We start from the raw sequence: 20,993 nt of genomic DNA, 5'->3' as shown, positions 1-20,993 counted from the left end.
TCTCGCATAGGAGGAAATTGTCATATTTTGTTGAATAAATAGAGCAACAAAACTATCGACACCAAAGGAAGAGATCGGATGAACAATGAAAAAACACTTTCTCAATTGGTAGACTATTTGCGGGACAACGAGCCAGAAAACATGCGGGACAGTGTAAACGGGTGGGCACAAGGGGTTGTAACCGCAGGGACAGTCGCGGCTATTATTATGTCTGCGAGCCCTGGAGCAGCTATAGCCGCGCTGTCAGCGGGCGTAGGCTTGCTCGCCATGAAGCCGGGAAATGCGCTCAATCATTTGCCGGACAGCCTCAATTTCAAAGATAAGAGCAGAGAGCTGACAGCGAGAGAGCAGGGAGATAAGCTGAGTCTGGCACATCTGATGCTCATTCATTTGGCTGCGCGCGATGCTTTTGAGGAAAAGCTGCTCCCTATTCTAAAAGCTTATGGGGACAATTTCATCGTCAATGAAGAGGACCGGGCAGAGCTGGAGCAATTGATGGAGGAAAGCAGCCGTTTTATTGCGGATGAGGGGGTAGGCTTGCCTAATCACGGAGACCAGTCCGGGGTAGACGCTTATTTGGATTTTATTTTTACACCGATGGTTGAAGTTATGTACGATTATATGCTAGAGGAAGATTCCGATGAGAATGATATGGTTCAAATGGCTGACGATTGCATCCTCTTAGCTAAACAATATTACAATGCATATTTGCTTAGCCTCGCTACCGAATTTCCGGAATTCGGATGGTGGGTCGATCTTTCCGAAAAAGAGCAGTTGATACGGATTTGGCAAACAAAGCTGCAGCAAACATTAGAGAAAACAAGTGGGATCGAGGCTAAACTGGATGTCCTGTTGGCTCAAATTGAACTGTTGCATGCGGACCAGTTTACAGGCCGCTTTGCTTTGCAGCCGCCGGAGCTGGCGGAAGCGACGTGGCTAACAAGGCATGCCTTGCCGCTATCGGAAACAGGAGACAATGAACGGCTGGACAAAATTTCGGCGCATCACAATATTTTGCGAAAATACATAAACAAGACGATTGTGGCAAACGAAGATTTAGCCGGAATGGAAAACCCGACCAATGAGCAAATGTATATTCCGCAGAGCTATTTGCTCACGCAATATTCAGCCAAAACCAAACATTATTTGTCTCCGGGATTTTGGGAAGAAACGAATACCGAAGTGCTGTATGGAGAAGACATTGGGCGGCAGCTGCATCGCTCGCTGATCGAACCAGCCAACTCCCATAAGCCCATTTTAATATTAGGGCATCCTGGAGCGGGAAAATCGATGTTAAGCCAAATGCTTGCCGCTCAACTATGCGATCATAAGGACTATGTCCCATTCTTTATTAAACTTAGAGATGTCAAAACGAGCAACAACGATGTAAAAGGCCATATCGACGAGGGGCTGCGGCAATCCATTGAGGCAAGCGCTGCGATTGATTGGTTCGATTGGGCAAGGGAGTGCAAAACCCGCATTCCTGTCGTCATTTTGGACGGATTCGATGAGCTGCTGCAAGTGTCCGCCACAGAGCTGAACGGCTATTTGACGAAAATTCAGCAGTTTCAGGAAAAAGCTTACGATATGTACCATTTATGCCTCCGGGTCATTATTACAAGCAGGCTTTCCATCATGCAAGAAGTAACGATTCCGGAAGGGACCACCATTATGAAGCTGAACAGCTTCGACCATAAGCGGAAGGAACAATGGGTGGAACGCTGGAATCGGTTTCAAAGCAAAGATGGCTATAAGCCGTTCCGTATTCCGGACAATGAGCATTTGGCCGAATTGTCGAAGGAGCCGCTTCTTTTGCTGCTGCTTGCTATTTACGATTATGAAAATTCCGACCTGCAAGAGGATGCCAAACATTTGGACTTCAATCGATCCAAACTATACGATAAGCTGTTCAGTAAATTTACGTTAAGGCAATTGAATAAGGACCGGGACTTTATCCATTGGGGCAAAGAGCGGCAGGAGGAAGAGATTCAGCAGTTTAGACTGCGGCTGGGCTTGATTGCTTTTATGATGTTTGTTCAAGATGAAACGAGTCACAGCGGACACGAATTGGCAAGAGAATTGAAAGCGTTTGGACTGGGGGATCGTGAGCTGGATGTAAAAAAGGTTTTTGGCGGATTTTTTTTCATCCATGAAAATAAAGCGACCGGCGAAACGGGAAATGAGTTGTACAACTATGAATTTCTTCACAAAACGTTCGGTGAGTTTCTGGCAGCCGACTTTCTGTTAAGAATGGCACGAAAGCGCGCGGAGCGGGAAGACGGAGTACTTGGCGATGAACAAACGTTCCGTTTTTGCTATGGGTATAACTGGCTGCACAAACATTCCAAAATCGTTGCCTTTTTTATGGAGCATGCCCCTAGTGTCGTTGAGACTACAGAAGGCGAATTGAAGAAATGGGTGAAGACCGAGTGCACCAGATCGATGCTTGGGACAAGTCAGCTTCCTTTTCCCGCTAATGCCATTAACCTCATCCCGCCGAAGCCGATTGTAGAGCATTTGGCGATTTACACGCAAAATTTAATTTTGCTGCTTTTGTCGCTGCATCATGATGCGGGCAAAGATATGGAACTGGATATATTTACGGATGCCGGTGAGGAAAATGGGAATAGCGCCGCAGGGGAAGCCAGCGGCCATATGACGCAAGACGAATGGCCGGGACCAGGAAATATCCTCTGGTGGAAGCAAATGGTTGCTTTATGGAACATGGCCGGTAACCATGCGGCCGCTGGCAAGCTAACCGAATGGGCCGATATCAAGGCTGTAGACGGGAAAATCCGATTGAGCAAAAAAAACCACCGCGAAACGAGCGATTATTTCGGCAGCTATTCAAACACTGCGTTAAACGATTTCCATACTCTGCTTCAATATTATTATTCGAATGATTTCAATGTGGAAAACGTCATTCGAATAGCCAGACAAAAAAATGGACTTATCTACTTAGCATTGGACGTTATCCATGCCCGCTATGATGATATCATTCGTCATCACGATATGAGTGAAGGGGAGTTGGTCAAAAGGCTGCAATCGGCATTCCATTTTGACAGCGATGAGTTTCTATCTAGCAAACTGGCGTACAAGGTGATCATGTATCTTGGCAGAAGAAAGTTTTCATCTAAGCTGATTGGAGACTGGATGGATCGAAGGCAAGAGAGGATAAGTCGTTATATCGATGTGGTAGAGATGCTGGATCGAAAGGGCGACCCTGGCTTTTGGGGGCTGGTCGGCAGTGTCATGCCTATGGTTTTGGGTGAGCCCTCCCCCCGTCATGTGCTTCGGCTTATGTCCCTTATTGTAGGGCACAACCCTGCGCTCAAAAGTTCGGAAAGGTATGCGCTGGAATTGATTGAAGGGCTGCTGAGAAATTATTCTATTGAGGATAGTGATGCCATAGAATTGCTTCAACTGATTGTTCGGATTCCAGTAGATCGGAATCATTTGTTGATCATGCATGCAGATAGACTGTTCAAAAAAATAGATTTGAGTGGGCTTGATGCAGATCTGTTGCTGGACGTATTTGAGCTTCTTTTGATGTATGACAACCAAGACCGCCATCATCCTGCGACGCCGTCCAATGCGATATTTGAATCCCGAAAATGCTACGACGCACTTTTCTGGATATTTAGAAGAGATTCTCGCCGTGTGAGAAGCATTTTCTTGTTGCGGTTTATCGAATTAAGCATAGCCTCGGGTACTTACGATACGCCGGAAATTACCGATTTACTCAAAAATTTTGCTCGGAGCTATTATGATGATAGAATCAAAAACGTCGATTCGAAACATGATTTTATAGAAGCTCGCATTAAATCTTTGGAGCTGCTTATTATCAAATTCGGAGACATTGAAGACAACCGTATATTAGCGGTAGAACTGATAGAATGGCTGGCGGACAGCTCGCGAAAAAATGTCGATAGTGAGGATATCTATCGAATCATGAAATGCATGTTCAGTTATGGGCGGGAATTGTCTAACTTTAAACAGTTGGTTGGCTTGTTGGTAAAGGGCTACAACTGGGACGTTCCGGGGCATTTTGCAGAGAAGGTCAGGCTGCTTGAATATATTCATCAATATGAAGAATCAATGACTCTTGCGGAGTTCAGCTTTTATTTGCAAATTATGCTGCGTCAGTATCCATTTACAGGAAAAGTGAGAACCAGTATGACGGAAGCTTATCATGCGAACACAAAGCTGCTTTATCTTGCAAGGCAGTATGATTTACCAATTAGATAATCGTTTTTAAAAATACCTAATTTAATTCGCTGCTAACCAAAAGTGCAACAACGCTCAAAACCATAATTCCGAAAATAGCGTAGCCGAAATATTGAAGCGGCTTTGGCAAAAGGCTCATATTCACTTTTTGAATGGGGCCTCCCCCTTCTATGCGCTGGATAGACTCGATATTGGGGTCCACATACCGATTTTCAGCGACCGATTCAAGAGTGGAATGTTTTTCAATGGATCCTGTTTCTGGTATACGCTTTTTGCTCATTTCAAACCACCTCTGTTTAGGATGTAAATGAAGCATGTGCGGAATCTGGTTGCCGAGTATCATATTTTCCAATAAAATCAAATGATAGAATGAATGTACTACATCCTATTTTGAATGGTCAACATTCGATTGCCATCGACGACGTGTATAAGGAGTGGAGCGCATTGAACCGTTATTCTCTTTATATTATGGCAAGCATTTTCGCCATTTTGTTTCCTATCGCTGTGTTGCTCTATGGCCTTTGGGATATGGACCGTCCTACTGTTGGAGTGGATAGGCCAAACAGAGGCTTAAGCGGTTTGTCTACCTTTCAGGTAGTGATTTTAGGTAGCTTATTTATTTCTGGAATACTTAATTTGATAATTGCAGTCAAAAGATTTAAAGACAATTATAAAAAATAGATACTTAGATTTTAGGAGTTAGGAGCAGCGTAGTTGAGCGGCTCCTTTTTGTTTCTTTTAAACCTTGCTGAACCTTCTCCATCTGCCAATGTCATGAAATCTACCCTAGTTCAAACCGAAAATATATCCTATAATCTGGACATAAGCAGGGAGGGGCTGCGGATGTTGCTTCGATCTTTTTGGCTATGGTTTTTGATGTTTTCAGTGAGCTGGACATGTGCCGTCACGGAGTCGTTTAAATGGAATAACGACAACGCCGTATGGTACATCTTTATGACCGCTGTTCTATTTTTGTTTTATTTTCTCGTCCCGGTCTTTCATTCCAAGCCGTATGTTCAGACGGGGATTCTCATAATCGTAACGTTGGTGGCCACAGTCGCTTTATGGACGCCGGATCAAGGCGAACCTAATTTGTATGCGCTGCTATTATATGCGCTCATTGGCGGAGAAGCAGTTTACCGATTGCCCATCAGGGGGGCTGTGGCGGTCGGTGTCTTCTTATGGGCTGGAGCATGCATGAATATCATTTTTATTCCCGAATCGTATTCAATTATGTACCTCGTTTTGGCTGGCTTGTTGATCACAATCGCCTTAACGGCTTTTCGAAGCTTCATGCAAAGGGAGGAAAGCGAGTCAGCCCGCAGCGAGGCGCTGCTGAGCGAATATCGGCGGCTGAAACGCCAGCTCGCATCAGCGGAGCTAGAGGCGCGGCAGGCTGAGCGAACCCAGGTTGCGCGCGACTTGCACGATTCGGTCGGGCATAAGCTGACGGCGCTGCTCATGCAGATTGAGGTGGTTCGGATGCAAGCGACGGAGCCGCAAACGGCGGAGCAACTGGCCCATTTAAAGCAGCTTGCGAAAGAAAGCTTGGAGGATACGCGCAGCGCGGTGAAGGAGCTGAAGCTCGGCGGCATGACGGGAGGACTATCCGGGGTGATGGCGCTCATCAAAAAGCTGGAGGCGGAGAGCTTGCTCCGGGTTAACTTCACGGTGAAGCACGGAGCGATGTCGGCGCCGCTTTCATCGGAGCAATCGGTGGCGGTTTACCGGGCGGTGCAGGAAGCGTTGACGAATATGATGCGGCATAGCGGGATGAAAGAAGCGGATGTTTTGTTTGAGTTTCCGGGCGGCGGCGCCTTTTGTTTTGAGGTGTCCAATCCCTTGTCGCAGTCCAAACCGTATCGAGAAGGCTTTGGGCTCAAAGCGATGCGCGAGCGTATGAGAGAAGCCGGGGGAGAGCTCGAAGTTTCACAAGAAGGGCAAACCTTCGTTGTACGCGGCAAAATCCCGCTTTATCCGAAAGGAATGAATGGACAATGATCCGTATTTTGCTGGCGGAAGACCAAGCGTTAGTTTTGCAAGGGTTAAAAATGATGATCGAAACCGACCCGGAAATGAAGGTGGCTGGCGAGGCGGCAAACGGAAGGGATGCGGTTGCACGCTGCGAAAGCGGCGTATTTGATATTGCCGTTCTCGATATTCGAATGCCGGTAATGAGCGGTCTTGATGCCGCGCGTATCATTCGAAGCCGCTGGCCTGCGATGAAGGTGCTCATGCTCACTACTTTTAATGACGACCAGTATGCGATGGAGGCGATGAAATGTGGCGCCAATGGCTACATGTTGAAAGACGCCGAGCCGGAGGCGCTGCATCGCGCCATCAGAAGCTGTATGGCGGGCGGATTGTCCCTTCAGGAGCAAGTGGCCGCCAAGTTAATCCCGAAGCTGCTGCAAAAAAATACGCATCCCGATATCGATCCTTCCATTACAGCCAGAGAGCTGGACATTATGAGGCTGATCGGAGAGGGATACAGCAACAGTGAAATTTCGCAAGCATTGTCTCTGTCAGTGGGGACTGTCAAAAATCATATTAGCGTCATTTTGGAAAAGCTGGACCTGCGCGACCGAACGCAGCTTGCCATTTATGCGATAAGACATCAGGTGATTGAATAGAGGCATGAAGGGGCGAAAATATGACGGAAGTCATGCCCGAAAAAAGAAAAAGTGACGGAAGACAGTGGGGACACTGTCTTTTTGTATATACGATGGAGCTACAACGTAAGAGGAGGCGGTAGCGAATGTTGGAAACGGTAGCACTCCGAAAAGTGTTTAAAGGGAAGGCCGTTGTAGACGATTTAAATTTATATATGGGCGAAGGGGAAGCCGTTGGGCTCCTTGGGCCGAATGGGGCGGGCAAATCGACGACGATTGCGATGATTTCTTCGTTGATGAAGCCGACCGGCGGAGATGTGCGGCTGCATGATAAAAGTGTGGTGAATGCGCCAAACGCCATTCGTTCGATGCTTGGAGTGGTGCCTCAAGAGATTGCGCTGTACGACCATTTGTCCGCCTATGAAAATCTGAAATTTTTCGGAAGGCTTTATAAGCTGAGAGGAGAGCAGCTGGAGCGTAAAATTAAAGAGCTTCTCGATTTGGTCGGGCTGACGGAGCGGAAAAAGGACCCCGTATTGGCTTATTCCGGCGGCATGAAAAGGCGAATCAATATAGCGGCAGCTCTCCTGCACGATCCGAAAATCGTCATTATGGACGAGCCGACCGTCGGCATCGATCCGCAGTCCAGAAATCATATTTTGGAAATGGTCAAAAGCTTGAACCGGCAAAAGGGTACCAGCGTGCTCTATACAAGCCACTACATGGAGGAAGTTGAGCAGCTTTGCGACCGGGTTTACATTATGGATCATGGCCGCATTATTGCTTCGGGTACAAAGGCGGAACTGCTTCGCATATTATCGGACGAACAAACGGTGCTGATGGAGCTTTCAGAACCAAGCGCTGAATTGGTTCAGGACTTGCGGGCCATGCCATCCATTAAATCTGTCACGGAAACGGATGAAGGTGTTAGGCTGATCGTCTCCAAGCACATAGGCATTCTCGGAGAAGCGGTGCTTGCCGCAGAGCGCCGGAGCGTCAAAATGAGCAATATCAACGTGCATACGCCTAGTCTAGAAGATGTGTTTCTTCATCTGACGGGTCGAAAGCTTCGGGATTGAGGGGGGAATAAGCCAATGCTGCCTTTTTTCCGAAAAGATTTGTTAATGTACTGGCGCGACCGCAAAGAAGTTATGTCTGTCATTATGATCCCGATTTTGCTTACTGTTGTACTCGGCTACGCTTTGCCGGGATGGATCGAGGGTACACCCTCCATAGACCGTATGACAGTAGCGCTTGTGAACGAGGATGACGAAGCTCAGTCGCTCGAACGGTTCCGTGAACGGCTGCTCTCTGCAGGATTGACTGAAGCGGAGCAAACCGCCTTGCTGGGTTCGGCTGAACGGCTCAATACCGCAAGTGAGCTGAAGCAGCTTTTAACGGATGGGAAAGTGAAGTCGTGGATCGACCTCCGCGAGATGGATGCCGGGCAAGCGTTAAAGGAGCTTAAGGACGGCGAGGTGACGGCGATTGTGACGATTCCGGAGCATTTTTCGTACAGCCTATACAGCTCGATGTTTCTAAAAGAGAAGAACGACGCGCAACTGGAGCTTATAGCGGAGAAAAGCACGCTTCAAGTCGATATGATTTCCAGCCTGCTTGATTCTTTCATTCGTTCGATGAACATTCAGCAAGCGATTCACCATGCTTGGGAGGAAGAGGGATTGCCGCCCCCAATAGGGACCGCCAACCCATTGGAGGAGCAGCCGGCAACGGATCGCCTTGAGCGGCCAGAAAGCGCTACACCGCTCAAAAGCTTCCAATATTACGGTATTTCGCTTTGTATTTTGAGCGCCTTGTTTATTTCCGGTACGGTGGCTATGCATTCCTCGATTGAACGGAGAAACCGGGTAATTGAACGGATTCGCTTAAGCGGAGCCAATCCTCTGGGCTATTTGTCAAGCAAAGCGGTTGCTGCATTTACCATTGCACTTATTCAACTAACGAGCGTTCTTCTGATCTGCCATCTTATTTTCGGAATGTTCCCGGATCGTTCCGCCGAATTTTGGTTAGGCCTAGTTGCGGCAATTACGGTGTACGCCTTACTGGTCGCTTCGCTTGCCGCTTTGTTTACGTCGATCATGTTCCGCGTTTCAGGCGATGTTTTTACGGGCCTGATGTATTTGCTCCTGATTGGCATGGGGACGGTTGGAGGGGGCTTCGTCCCTATTTATATGCTTCCGGAATGGATGAGGGCAATGGGGGAGTGGACTCCTAACGGACTGTCTTTAAGCACTCTTCTCCAATGGCTGCAATACGAGCAATCATCCGAGCTGATGCAATCTTTGACGGTTCTTATTGGAATGGGCGTCTGCTTGCTTGCTCTGGCCGCGATCAGCTTTCCGAAGAGGGGGCGGGCATAAATGTTATCTATATTTACAGCTCAGTGGCAGCGGGATAAACGGTCGCCGTTTTTAGTTTTGCTGTTTTTAATTTTAGGCGTCGTCGCTACCCCATTGTTTACATCAAACATGGGCGGAACGGTGAAAATAGCCGCTTTTATGGATGGAGGCATTAGCGCGGAGGAAAAAGAGCGCTGGCTGCAGCGGCTCCAAAGAGTAGAGGGCATCTCATTTAAGCTGATGGAGAAAGAGCGCGCCTTAACCGACGTTCGCGAAGGGAGGAAGCCGCTTGCCGTTCGGTTTATGAAGGGTGGCGATTATCGGATTGTAGCCTCAACCCCAGGCCTTGAGGCGACGACGGTGGATAAGCAATTGAGCACGATGCTTGCGGAAGAAGGCGTTATTGCCGGCATTGCTGAAGGAGCAAGCGACGGTGAGCAGTTTAAAGAGCGTGTATATGAAGGGATGGAGCAGCCGTCGCTGGCTCTAAGCAAACTTAACCCCGACCGCAAAAAGCTGACCGACCAAGAGATGACTTTTCAGCTGCTATATGGATTTACGCTGTTTACGGTCATGTTTACGATAGGCTTTAAAGTGAGTGCAGTGCTTGAGGAGAGGGTGTCCGGCGTATGGAACCGCGTCATTCTTTCCCCCGTTTCCAAAACCCGGATGTATATGGGCCATCTTATATACAGTCTTTTTATCGGATTTGTGCAAATCGTATGCGCTTTGCTCGTGCTGCATTTCCTGCTAGGTTACGATCTGGGAGATCGATTCGATCTGTTGTTTGCGGTAGTTGCTCTCTATTGCGCCACAACTGTCGCCATGAGCATGCTGTTTGCGGGCTTGGTAAAAACGCCTGAGCAGTTTAAAGCGCTTATTCCCGGCCTGTTCCCGCTTATGCCGCTGCTTGGAGGCATTTATTTCCCGCCGGGTATGGTGACGAATAAATTCATTTTGCTGGCGGGTGAGCTGCTTCCTATTACTCATGCGGTGGACGCCTTAAAACAAATTACGTTATACGGCGTGGACTGGGCCGAGCTGTCTCTGCCGCTTGCGAAGCTGCTCATTATTTGCGTCCTGTGCATGGGCATCGGCATTAATTTGGTTGAACGAAGAAGGTAGGTTCAAGCATTGTAACTTGGAAGCTGAGATAGTTAAGTTGGATAACTAGTAAAATAATTTTGCTTGTCATATGCGTATGAACAGACCCCGTAAATCGGTTGCGAGCCAGCCGAAAAAACGGGGTCTTTTTATTGAAACGAAATCAAAAATGGGCATGTCCGGTTGTTTTTTAATCCATGATTCTCTCAATGGAGCAATGCTCCCCAGCATACGTTTGTGGATAAGTGGTCTGCCATGCGCTTCCTTCTTCGGGTTTTGAAATCAAATTCACTAGGTCCCAAAGCTTTGTCTTTCATCGACTAAAGTCTAGGCCCAATATCGGACCTTTGCCCGTTCTTCTAAAAAATGTAATTTTATAAAATGAGATTGCTTTCCAATTCTAAATGAGAGGATGAGGAGAAACGATGCTGTCGCTTGCTAAACGAAAAAGAAAGAGGAGGGCGTGGCTGGCGGGCTGTATGGCTGCCGCGCTTGCTTTTACATTAGTTACGCCATATGGAGCAGGAGTGGAGGCGGCTGACGGTTCGAGAGGGCCGAAGGATGCCAAGGAGGTAGAGGCGTTCGCCGATCAATTTTTTAATCGACCCGATATTAAAGAAAATTTGGCTGGAGCTTCTTTTGTCGTAGTCAGCGGGGACGACGTACTGCTTAATAAGGGATACGGCTACGCCGATGTAGCGAGCAAAAAGCCGGTTAGCCCGGATGATACTTTGTTTCGAATAGCGTCCATTTCTAAAGTATTTACGGCCATTTCCGTTATGCAGCAGGTGGAGGAAGGAAAAATTGATTTGGACCAGGACGTTGAGCAATACATGGATGACTTGACCATTCCGAACCGGACGGATGAGAAGCTGACGATGCGCCATTTGTTGACGCATTCCAGCGGCTTTGACAAAACCGATGAGCTTGTAGCGCTGACGGAGTACCCGGTAAATTACTCTCTGGAGCAGTACTTGAAGGACAACACGCCGACAATCGTCAGAAAACCAGGCTCGGCTTACCGCTACGATAACTTGGCATCCAGTTTCCAAGGCTATATCGTTCAAGAGGTAACGGGGAAGCCGTTTGAGCAAATCGTAGATGAAAAGATTTTGACGCCGCTGCAAATGGAAGACAGCGATTTTGTAATGACGGATACAGTCAAGAAGCAGGCAGCGACAGGCTATATAACCAATGACAACCCTTTGCCGGCGTATCCCTCTCATCCGTCAATCGACCCTAGCGGAGGGATGTTTGCCAGCGGCAGCGATATGAGCAAATTATTGCGGGCGCTTCTAAATGGCGGCAAATTGGGCAACCAGCGCATATTGAAAGAGGAAAGCGTGAAGGAGATGCTGTCTACGCAGCTTGCCATTCATCCCGTGATGCCGAACATGACGTTTGGGCTGGAAATGTTTAAGAGCGAAAGCTATAACGGCGAGTTTGTCGTCGGCAAAGGCGGCGATTTGGAAGGCTATCATTCCTGGATGTGGCTCATTCCGGAACATAAAGTAGGCGGTTTTGTCGTCACCAACAGCGATGCCAGCGACGTGCGCGATGAATTGTTCGCTGCCTTTATGGACCGGTATTATCCAAGCAATGAGAAGGAACGTACTCCAATCAAGCTAAGCTCCGAGCAGTTGGAACCATTTGAAGGCAGCTATCGTTATTTACGGTTCCCGTTTATTTATTTTACCGTCGTGGCGGAGAACGGCCATTTAACCGTCGTTTTGCCGAACCAAAGACGCAAGCTGACGCCGGTTGGCGACTTGCTTTTCCAAGATGAAGACGGGAAGCTCGCGTCGTTTAAGAAAAACGACAAGGGAGAAGTGGATTATTTTTACTACATGCTTTCGGACGCTTGGTCGGAAAAAATAGAAGAGAAGCCTGATTTTAAGGATGTTCCGAAAAATGATCCATATGCGGAGAGTATATATACGTTCCGTACGATCGGAGCATTGTTGAGTCCGGACGCCGCCCATTTTGAACCGGACAAAGAGTTGACTCGTGCCGAACTTGCCGCTCAGTTTGTTCGAATGATGGGCGTTACTACAGCTAAAGGACCATCGCTGTTCTCCGACACGAAAGGACATAAGTACGAGGCGGAGATCAGAGCTTTGGAACAGATGGGCGGAACAAACGGAGTTAGCGGGGGGCAGTTTAAGCCTGATCGCATCGCGACTCGGGAAGAAGCGGCCGTCATGCTGTATCGTGTACTGCAGTTCATAGGCTTTCCTTCCGTGCCAGCGAAGCTGATTGGAGAAACGTCGCCATGGGCGGAGGAAGCGGTTCAAGCGATCGTCGGCCTTGGCTTCTATGGGCCGGATGTGGAAGCCGGGGACGAGGGAGCCGAGGGTGTCGATTATCGCTCCAAAGATGCGATTAAACATAAGGAAAACGCCGTTTTGCTGGCTAAATTTGTGAAGATGTTTACGGCCAGTATCTTTTAACAGTGAGATGTAGAGAGATTGGAACAGGGTCTCATTCACGCGGATATTCTTTCTTAATTTGCTAATAAAAAAACGAGACTGTCCTTCCCTGAACGGGAAGGGCAGTTTTTTGTTGATGGGACAAGAGAACCTAAAAAAACACTTAAACACCCAAGCGGTACAAAGCGTGTTTGCAATATGATGTATAAATTTTGCTTAGGAGAGTGATAGACTGCCATGTCACAGGCAAACATACCCAACATTACTCCAACTATCTCAGTAACAAGAGACGATGCTCTTAATTTGTTATTATCTTCGATTGCGATTGAAGAATTGGGCTTAGGGCATATCATCAACGCGGAAGCTGAGAAAATTCAGTACGCGGTTGGGACATTGCCGGGACTTACAGTTCCAGCAACAATAAGCGATTTGCTTGCCATTGACCAGAGCGTTAAGAACACTCTACAAGAAACGATTAAAAAAGAAATGCTTCTTCAATCGAAACTGGAAAGCATTTTGAACGCTCCTTCGTTTTCGGGACCTACAGGTCCAACAGGCCCAATCGGACCTTCGGGAGGACCGACTGGTCCGACAGGCGCAACCGGGGCGACTGGGGCTACAGGTGCAACGGGTACGACGGGAGCAACAGGAGCAACAGGCGCGACAGGTGCGACTGGCGATCCGGGAGTGACGGGGCCAACGGGTTCGACGGGGGCTACAGGTGTAACGGGAGCAACAGGAGCAACGGGCGCAACTGGTTTGACAGGAGCTACAGGCGCAACAGGTGCAACGGGTGCAACCGGGGTAGGAGCGACAGGCCCGACAGGTCCAACAGGCGCGACGGGAACTGCTGGAGCAACGGGAGCCACAGGCGCAACGGGGGCGACGGGAGCAACAGGAGTAGGAGCGACAGGTCCAACAGGTCCGACAGGTGCGACGGGAACTGCCGGAGCAACGGGTGCCACAGGCGCAACAGGCGCGACGGGAGCAACTGGTGCAGGGGCGACCGGTCCGACAGGTCCAACAGGCGCGACGGGAACTGCCGGAGCAACGGGTGCCACAGGCGCAACAGGAGCAACGGGTGCAACTGGGGTAGGAGCGACAGGACCAACAGGTGCAACAGGCGCGACGGGAGCTGCTGGAGCAACGGGCCCAACAGGAGCGACAGGCGCAACCGGTGTAGGTGTAACAGGCGCGACTGGTTCGACGGGAGCGACAGGTGCCACAGGTTTGACAGGAGCAACGGGAGCTTCGGGTGCAACGGGCCCAACAGGCCCAACAGGTCCTGCAGGGCCGGCAGGTCCAGCTGGAGCGACAGGAGCCACGGGATCAACCGGAGCGACAGGTGCCACAGGATCGACTGGAGCGACAGGCGACACGGGAGACCCGGGCGCAACGGGAGCGACAGGTGCAACGGGATCAACCGGAGCGACAGGACCAACGGGTGAAACTGGCGATCCAGGGGCTACAGGAGCAACAGGCTCGACGGGCGCAACCGGGGCAACCGGCGCAACGGGGGACCCAGGCGCAACGGGATCAACCGGAGCGACAGGAGCAACTGGTGCCACTGGCGCAACGGGATCCACTGGAGCGACAGGATCAACCGGAGCGACAGGGGCAACGGGTGCAACCGGCGTAGGAGCTACCGGACCTACAGGAGCAACGGGATCCACAGGAGCAACGGGAGCTACAGGTCCGACGGTTACTGCGAACAACGCATCCGTGTATAATCCTACAAACGTAGCTGTGGCAGGCAGCGCCAGTGTGCCTTTCAGCAACAACGACACGATTAACGGAACGGCCATTTCACACACGGCTGGATCCACAGACATCGTTCTGGCACCGAACCAAACGTATTATGCCATTTGGAACTCAAATGCAAATACACTTGCGGCTGGTCAATTGCGAGCTTTCGCCCTGTACCTGAACGGAACGATAATCAACTCGTCGCTGCAATCCGTTGCAAATACCGGAACCAATACGGCAATCCAACCTGCAGTTGGCGGCAGTGCCGTGTTTAATACAGGTGCAGGCTCAAATATTTTAACACTGCAAAACTTCTTTGGTACGGCAACAACGATTGCAGCACCGTCTGTTACGGTGATCAAACTTCAATAATGAAGAAGTAATGAAATAAGAGTATTAAGCGGCGGCCGCTTCCTCACATAAAATTGGGGAGCGGTCGTCTTATGTTTTGGAGCGGCATAAGGTTGCCGTATAGCTCCGCAAAAACGAGGAGCACCTTTAAAGCAAGAACCAAGCTCAAGACTCATATAGTAAAAGTTGAGTGGATTTGAAATTTTAACTTCCTAAGTTTTGTCTAAAAAGAGATGAAGGAGTGAGGATGATGTACCTCGTAAACAAAACGGATCGAATAAACGTGAAGTGGCTTTCCAATATGGAGGGGTACAGTTCGGAACTCCGTATCGAAGAAAATTCCAACTATATTGCGTACAGCTATTTAGTTTACTTCTCCAAGCATAGGCAAGACTCTGTGAAAGTACATACCCTTATAGCAAATAGAGTTTATCCATCTACCGCAGCCTTTGAAAATAAAGAGAGGAGCAGCTATGTTCATTTCATAGATGTTTCTGAATTTGTGAAGATGCACAACGAAACGGACTATAAAGTTGACTATGGAAGTACGCAAGATACCATCATTCGCCCATGGTATTTGCTTGTTGTATACGGCAGCCCGTTTCTGCCTATTCGCCACCTATCCATTTATTATCCTCATGGGGATGGAAGGCCGATGGATTGGGACTATTGGATCGAGCAACTGCCGGGTACGGTATCAGATTTGCCGTGGCTGGCTCAATTGCGCTTCATAAACGAAAGGGGCGAGCTATCCTCTGTCGAGTTTGTATGCAGCGTTACCGAAAATCGCATTGATCATGCCAATTATGAAAGTGTAAGAAAAACAAGCACTGACCCAGTGCTCCTTGTCCATCAAATCGATATTGCCGAGCCCCGAATGGACCTGCTTCACAGTGCGGACAAAACATCCATCGGCATAGGCGAGGAGATTGCATTTACTACTGAGATAAGAAATACCAGTGATGTTGGAACGGGGAACGTACAGTATCGATCCTGTTTTCCTGCAGGCACAGTATTCATTAAAGACAGCTTAACTCTCAATGATGCTCCTGTACCCATTCAAAGTGATCCATTTAATTGCATAACGGTTTATTTGCGGCCAATGCCTGCGGGAGATGTTATTACGGCCAGCTTTAAGCTTTTAATCAACAGTGCGACGAATTCCGTATTCGAATCAAGCGGGACGTTAGATTACAATATTCTCGTGACAAGCGGCAAATATTTGACAGGCAATCAAGCAAGCAATTTGGTGAAATTACAAATTGTCGAATAACGTTAAGCTTTGGTAGCTGCCAAAAGGTACTTTGCGGTTAGGGGCACTCAAAAAATATAAAAAGGGATAGTACAAACGCCCATTACAGGTTATATTTATTAATGGTCATTTTAACAATTTGTAAAGGGCCAATCGATTTTGAGTGCCGAACGGAGAGAACGTGGAAAAAATGAAAAAGAACATCGTAGAATTAAATGTTGTCAAAGCTATCGCGATACTAGCGGTTGTGCTTATTCATGTGACGGCCGATCCGCGAGGAGCGTTGAAGTGGGGAGAAGTGTCGGCTCCGTTTTATTTGATGGCGAATCAGCTCAGCATGTTTGCTGTCCCCGTATTTATTTTAATAAACGGGCTAGTGCTGTTTTACCGTTACCATGACGACTGGAGCTATAAACAGGCACTGACTTTTTATAAAAAACGGATTCAGTACATCGTGATCCCTTATTTGGTCTGGTCGGCCATCTATTACATGTATAGACCATTTTTGAATACAAAAACGATCTACTTCGATCTGAAGGAGTATTTAGCGCTGCTGCCTTGGGGAGAAGCGGGCTACCATACTTACTTTATGGTTATCGTTATTCAGCTTTACATTATGTTCCCGATTTTAATGACCATTGTCAAAAAGCTGAAGTTCAAGCCGTATCATATGGTCATTTTGGGCTTGGTTGTTAAGGGAATTTTTTACTACATCAATCGTTATGTAGACAGAATTGAGCATGCCGCAGCGCTGATCCCGAATTATTTTATCGTCTTTTGCGTCGGGGCGGCTATTGGCATGGCGTACCAATCATTTTCCGAGAAGTATATTCAAGTGTGGTGGACGTTTGGCCTTGCGATTACGGTTGGCTTTACGTACATTTTGGCTATTCTGTCTGCACAAAGCGGCGGCTATATCGGGTCGCTCGCTTATAACATTTTATACAATTCGTACGCTGTATTAATGGGCATCAGTTTGATCTGGATTGGCAAAATCGTGTGCGACCGTTCGCCATCCGCTTTTGTGACTAAAGGGTTGCTTGGACTAGGAGCCGCGTCTTTTGGCATCTACCTGATCCATCCCGCAATTCTCTCCACATGGGGGAAATTTATGAAGCCCGAGCTAGGCAGTCCATATTTCCACGTATACTACTTGGGGACGTTCCTGCTTGTACTGGCATTATCATGGCTGATCGTCCATTTCACGAAAAAGATCAAATTTTCTTGGCTGCTATGGGGCAGATAAACAGCTTCAGTCATCCATACAAAGAGGACGCTGCGATCGCAGCGTCCTCTTTATTTTCAGGCGGGCAGCTATATTTGAGCTTTGCCGCGCTATTCTCTGCGCATCGTCAAGTTCCCTTCATTTTCCACAATAACGTCGACCTTCAGTGTCAGGTCGATTTCAGGCAAATAGTTTTGCCGCCAATGTTCCAGTTGTTCGCGGGATAGCTTACCGCGAAACAGTTGTCCCATCGACAGCACATCCGCTTTTCGTTTTTTGATTTTGGCAACAATGCCGCTCATCCTTTGCGACAGCTGAGTTTCCAATTCGCGTTGTACCTGCTCAATAGAGGGATCGCCTTTCGTTTCCAGTATCGTCACTTTAAATCGAATTCGAGAGGTTAACATCGCTTTGTTATTCGTCACTTTGCTCTTATGAGAAATTTTATTGCTGACGATTTGAATGTCGGCATGATCCATAACCTCGATTTTCCCTTGTGTACTAAGTCCGTTAAAAGCATTGATCAACAGCGTTTCGCCCGGCGTAATCCGATCTACCATTCTGCCATTTTTAATGATGGCCGATCCTTTGCTTTCGATCAGCGTACTGCCGCCGGATTGAATAATCGGCACGATCGTATCGTGGGTGAACGAATAAATGCTGCGGAACATTTCCCACAAACGAGTTTGCGCCACCTGCGGATTCCAACCGGCATTTTTTTCGAAAAAATCGATCAGCACCGTCCCGTCTTTCGTATCATATTTATTTAAATTGGCGAAAAATTGCTCTAACGGTTCATCGCAGATGGCCATCATCGTTTTTGGCGAAATATCTTGCGCTCGGATAAAACTGTTGATGCTGTCGTTCATGCCTCCTTTTGCATAGGCTTTGTCCACCAAAAGCACTTTTAGATGCATGAGGTCTACGCGATTGTCCATATTCATGCTGATTTTATCGACGATTTGGCTGATGGTCTCCCCCGTTTCCTCTACGATGCGAAGCCTCGTTCTGTTGCTGGTCACTTCGGGGATTTGCAGGTACATTTTGTAATGATCATCGTATTTGGCGAGGCCCATGACGATTGGCAAGGAGCGGTGATTGATATCTTTATTGTCCCAGCAAGCGCTCAAAAGGAGCATCAGCGATGCCGTTGCGGCGGCGAGAAGCAAGCGCCTGTAAACACGGAACATAACTTAAGCTCCTTTCCTTTTGTAGCGGATGCCCAAAAACAGGGTGGCGGCTGGTATCAAAATGAGCACGTATAAACGAAAAATCGTATTCCACCAAAGCAAGGCGTCGACGTGGCTCCAGTCCGGAACTTGCAGACAGACGGCGAAAATCGATGCTCCCGCAATCGGAATGACAATTTTAGGGCTGACGGTGGAAGTGAAGCGAATAATTCGAACCGCCTTCCACATGACCATTGCGACAAACAGGATGGCGAATGTGATCATGCTGAGCAGAAAAAATAGCGAAATGCGGTCAAACATAAGCCAGTCTATACTGATGGTGTCGATCGTCATAATATACGGAAAGTGAAACAGCTGCACGGTATCCTGTCCGAAGGTCAAAATGGGTACATACACGGATATAAGAAAAAAGGGGAGCAGAACCAAGCTGGAAAAAACAACATAGCGCCGTTTAAACGTAAAATAAGGCTGAACAAACCCTAAAAACAAATAAGCTCCTCCGAAAGCGAACAAGCTTTTCAAAAATGGCCGCTTCAGTACAAAAGCGGTGGAAAGCGTATCTCTGTCCAGATGAGGGAGCATGTACATCCAGTCGGCATTTTGAAAGGAGGCTATTATGACAAAAAGAGCGAGCGGGATAAAAATAATAAACAGCAAAATGGCCGTCCGGAACATGGCTTCAATACCGAGCGTTGCCATGAAGGAGGATATCGTTAACACAAGCGCCATAATCGCCCAAAGCGGAGTGTTGGACAAAAAAACAATTGTAACGATGTCCGAATACGCTCTTACCGTGATGACGCATGCCAACAACAGGTAGATGGCGACCGGCAGCAGGAGAAGGATGGCTGCCCAATTGCCTGCGGTGCGCAGGGAGTCCACAAGATCGAGCTCCCCGAACAGGCTCATTCCTTTCATGAAGACGATAACGACGGTTAAATGAAACGCAAAGCCAAGAAGAATGGGATACCATTGGCCCTGATAGACGCTGTCGATAATGTCGGCGGGGTATAGAAAAAAGATCAAGCCCATATGCGTAATCAGATACATCACGACTGTTTGAACAGATTTATCCACGAGAATCACCTTTCGGCCTTAATAGCTGCGCATACGGAATTCCGAAGGAAGTAATGCTCGCTAAGTAGGCGCAAATCACAACGACGCCGGAAAGCAAGCCAAGCACTCCATACACAGCCGACAAAAACAGCAGCAAATATTTAAAGATGCGGATGGAAATCGAGTTTTGAAATCCGACGACGGTAGAGCTTGAAATCGTTGTGGCGGCCAAAATGATAATGAGCAGATTGCTGACTAGTTTCGCACTGACGACGGCCTGCCCCAAAATGATGCCGCCGACCATCGTTAAGGTGGGACCGATGCTTTTGGGCAGCCGGATGCTGGCTTCCAAAATCAGCTCCAGAATAGCAAGCAGCAGCAGCGTTTCGACGATGGCGGGATACGGCACATCACTTCGGCTTTTGGCAATGGACAAGGCCAGCTCGATTCGAAGCACGTCGGGATTGACGGAAATAAGCGCGACATACAAGCCTGGCACGATCACATTGATCAATACGCCGACGGCGCGCAGCAGCCTGACTAAATACATAAAGATATAAGGGAAGTTGCGGTCATTCTCGACAGTAAACAGATCCGCAAGCATGCTAGGAATAATAAGCGCAAACGGCATCCGGTCGAGAAAGATGACCACTTTGCCTTGATTTAGCCCGTACAGAGCATCCTGAGGCAGCTCGGAAGAGTTGAATTTAGAAACAAGTGTCCAGCGGGTAAAGCCAAGCAGAAGGGAGAGCTGCTGCAAGTTTTGCACTTCCCGGCCCAGTCCCGACTCCAATTTCTCTGTGATAGAGCGTATGAGCTCGGGCTTGGCGATCCCTTCCATATAAAGCAGCGATATTTGCTTCCGGCCGACGCTCCCGACGAGATAAGAGTTGACGCGAAGCTGGTCGGATGCGGCGTGTTTTTTGAGCATGCCGATATTGGTCTCGATCTCTTCCACAAAGGAGCTGATGCTCCCTCGCAGCACGTTTTCCGTTGTTGGAGCTTCAATCGCTCTTGTCAACACTTTGGCGACCGGCGATAGGCGGACAAAGGTTCGGGATTCTATGAAATAAACAATGAGATACCCTCTTGTAATATCGGCAAGAAAGGCACTTGCTTCCGGTTCGTCGACAACTTGTCCTATGCCGTTCATAAAATCGTGGCTGGATTGGTTGGCACTAAGGGCATTTTGCGCTTGCAGCTGCAAGCTGTCGAGCGTAGAGGGAAAATCAATAAGCGACGAATAACCGAGGAAAAGAACAGGGAAGCGGGACAGGTGCGTTTGCACACGGAGAAAATCGCTGTCTCCCTGAAGTTTGGCTTGGATGAGTTCTACTGTTTGCATTTGGGTCACCTCACATGTAGGTCGCTATTTTTTTATTCTTCTCTTCATTTCCTTTTTTTATGTTATTTAAAGAATAAGAAGCGGCAAAGTGTTATT

15 protein-coding genes are annotated in these 20,993 nt (G+C 48.2%); 11 read left to right on the top strand and 4 right to left on the bottom strand.

Translation table 11 applies throughout. The features are described 5' to 3' along the window. Positions 1–78: 78 nt before the first annotated feature. Complete coding sequence (locus tag ACFQZE_RS08890; protein WP_379355912.1) at positions 79–4,248, top strand: NACHT domain-containing protein; 4,170 nt, start codon at positions 79–81, stop codon at positions 4,246–4,248. Positions 4,249–4,264: 16 nt separating this feature from the next. Here the strand turns inward: ACFQZE_RS08890 and ACFQZE_RS08885 are convergent, their stop codons facing one another. Then, complete coding sequence (locus ACFQZE_RS08885; RefSeq protein ID WP_379355910.1) at positions 4,265–4,507, bottom strand: hypothetical protein; 243 nt, start codon at positions 4,505–4,507, stop codon at positions 4,265–4,267. Positions 4,508–4,671: 164 nt separating this feature from the next. On the opposite strand from ACFQZE_RS08885, the gene ACFQZE_RS08880 reads away from it, so the two are divergent. From ACFQZE_RS08880 to ACFQZE_RS08835, 10 genes are all read left to right on the top strand, one after another. Continuing rightward, positions 4,672–4,908 carry a hypothetical protein gene (locus ACFQZE_RS08880; protein ID WP_379355908.1) on the top strand — a complete coding sequence of 79 codons (237 nt, stop codon included), beginning with the start codon at positions 4,672–4,674 and terminating at the stop codon, positions 4,906–4,908. 162 nt (positions 4,909–5,070) lie between these two features. Beyond that, entirely contained in the window at positions 5,071–6,228 is a 1,158-nt protein-coding gene (locus tag ACFQZE_RS08875; RefSeq protein ID WP_379355906.1) for a sensor histidine kinase, read from the top strand. Further along, positions 6,225–6,860: a response regulator gene (locus ACFQZE_RS08870; RefSeq protein ID WP_379355904.1), complete on the top strand. Its 636-nt coding sequence runs from the start codon at positions 6,225–6,227 to the stop codon at positions 6,858–6,860. The genes ACFQZE_RS08875 and ACFQZE_RS08870 overlap by 4 nt, the downstream gene beginning before the upstream one ends. Before the next feature lie 125 nt (positions 6,861–6,985). Further along, positions 6,986–7,918, top strand: a complete 933-nt coding sequence (locus tag ACFQZE_RS08865) for an ABC transporter ATP-binding protein (protein WP_379355902.1) — start codon at positions 6,986–6,988, stop codon at positions 7,916–7,918. Between the two features lie 15 nt (positions 7,919–7,933). Continuing rightward, on the top strand, positions 7,934–9,220 hold the full coding sequence (locus ACFQZE_RS08860) for an ABC transporter permease (RefSeq protein ID WP_379355900.1): 1,287 nt from the start codon (positions 7,934–7,936) through the stop codon (positions 9,218–9,220). Next, positions 9,221–10,324, top strand: coding sequence for an ABC transporter permease (locus ACFQZE_RS08855; RefSeq protein WP_379355898.1), 1,104 nt, complete (start codon positions 9,221–9,223; stop codon positions 10,322–10,324). 404 nt (positions 10,325–10,728) lie between these two features. Further along, positions 10,729–12,753, top strand: coding sequence for a serine hydrolase domain-containing protein (locus ACFQZE_RS08850; protein WP_379355896.1), 2,025 nt, complete (start codon positions 10,729–10,731; stop codon positions 12,751–12,753). 216 nt (positions 12,754–12,969) lie between these two features. Continuing rightward, positions 12,970–14,850 (top strand): alpha-helical endospore appendage domain-containing protein, encoded by a 1,881-nt coding sequence (locus tag ACFQZE_RS08845; protein WP_379355894.1) that lies wholly within the window; start codon positions 12,970–12,972, stop codon positions 14,848–14,850. 226 nt (positions 14,851–15,076) lie between these two features. Further along, entirely contained in the window at positions 15,077–16,102 is a 1,026-nt protein-coding gene (locus ACFQZE_RS08840) for a DUF11 domain-containing protein (protein WP_379355892.1), read from the top strand. Between the two features lie 169 nt (positions 16,103–16,271). Further along, positions 16,272–17,327, top strand: coding sequence for an acyltransferase (locus ACFQZE_RS08835; protein WP_379355890.1), 1,056 nt, complete (start codon positions 16,272–16,274; stop codon positions 17,325–17,327). Positions 17,328–17,416: 89 nt separating this feature from the next. Here ACFQZE_RS08835 and ACFQZE_RS08830 read toward each other — a convergent pair whose 3' ends face one another. From ACFQZE_RS08830 to ACFQZE_RS08820, 3 genes are read right to left on the bottom strand one after another with little or no spacing between them, the layout of a single operon-like run. After that, positions 17,417–18,496, bottom strand: coding sequence for a Ger(x)C family spore germination protein (locus ACFQZE_RS08830; RefSeq protein ID WP_379355888.1), 1,080 nt, complete (start codon positions 18,494–18,496; stop codon positions 17,417–17,419). 3 nt (positions 18,497–18,499) lie between these two features. Beyond that, entirely contained in the window at positions 18,500–19,573 is a 1,074-nt protein-coding gene (locus tag ACFQZE_RS08825; protein ID WP_379355886.1) for a GerAB/ArcD/ProY family transporter, read from the bottom strand. Then, positions 19,566–20,897 (bottom strand): spore germination protein, encoded by a 1,332-nt coding sequence (locus ACFQZE_RS08820; protein WP_379355884.1) that lies wholly within the window; start codon positions 20,895–20,897, stop codon positions 19,566–19,568. Before ACFQZE_RS08820 ends, ACFQZE_RS08825 begins: the two co-directional genes overlap by 8 nt. Positions 20,898–20,993 lie beyond the last annotated feature (96 nt).

It is taken from the genome of Paenibacillus sp. GCM10027627 (genome assembly GCF_042675505.1).
GTDB lineage: Bacteria > Bacillota > Bacilli > Paenibacillales > Paenibacillaceae > Pristimantibacillus.
The sequence above is the reverse complement of the archived record's forward strand: the minus strand, read 5'-3'. Positions and strand labels throughout refer to the sequence as shown.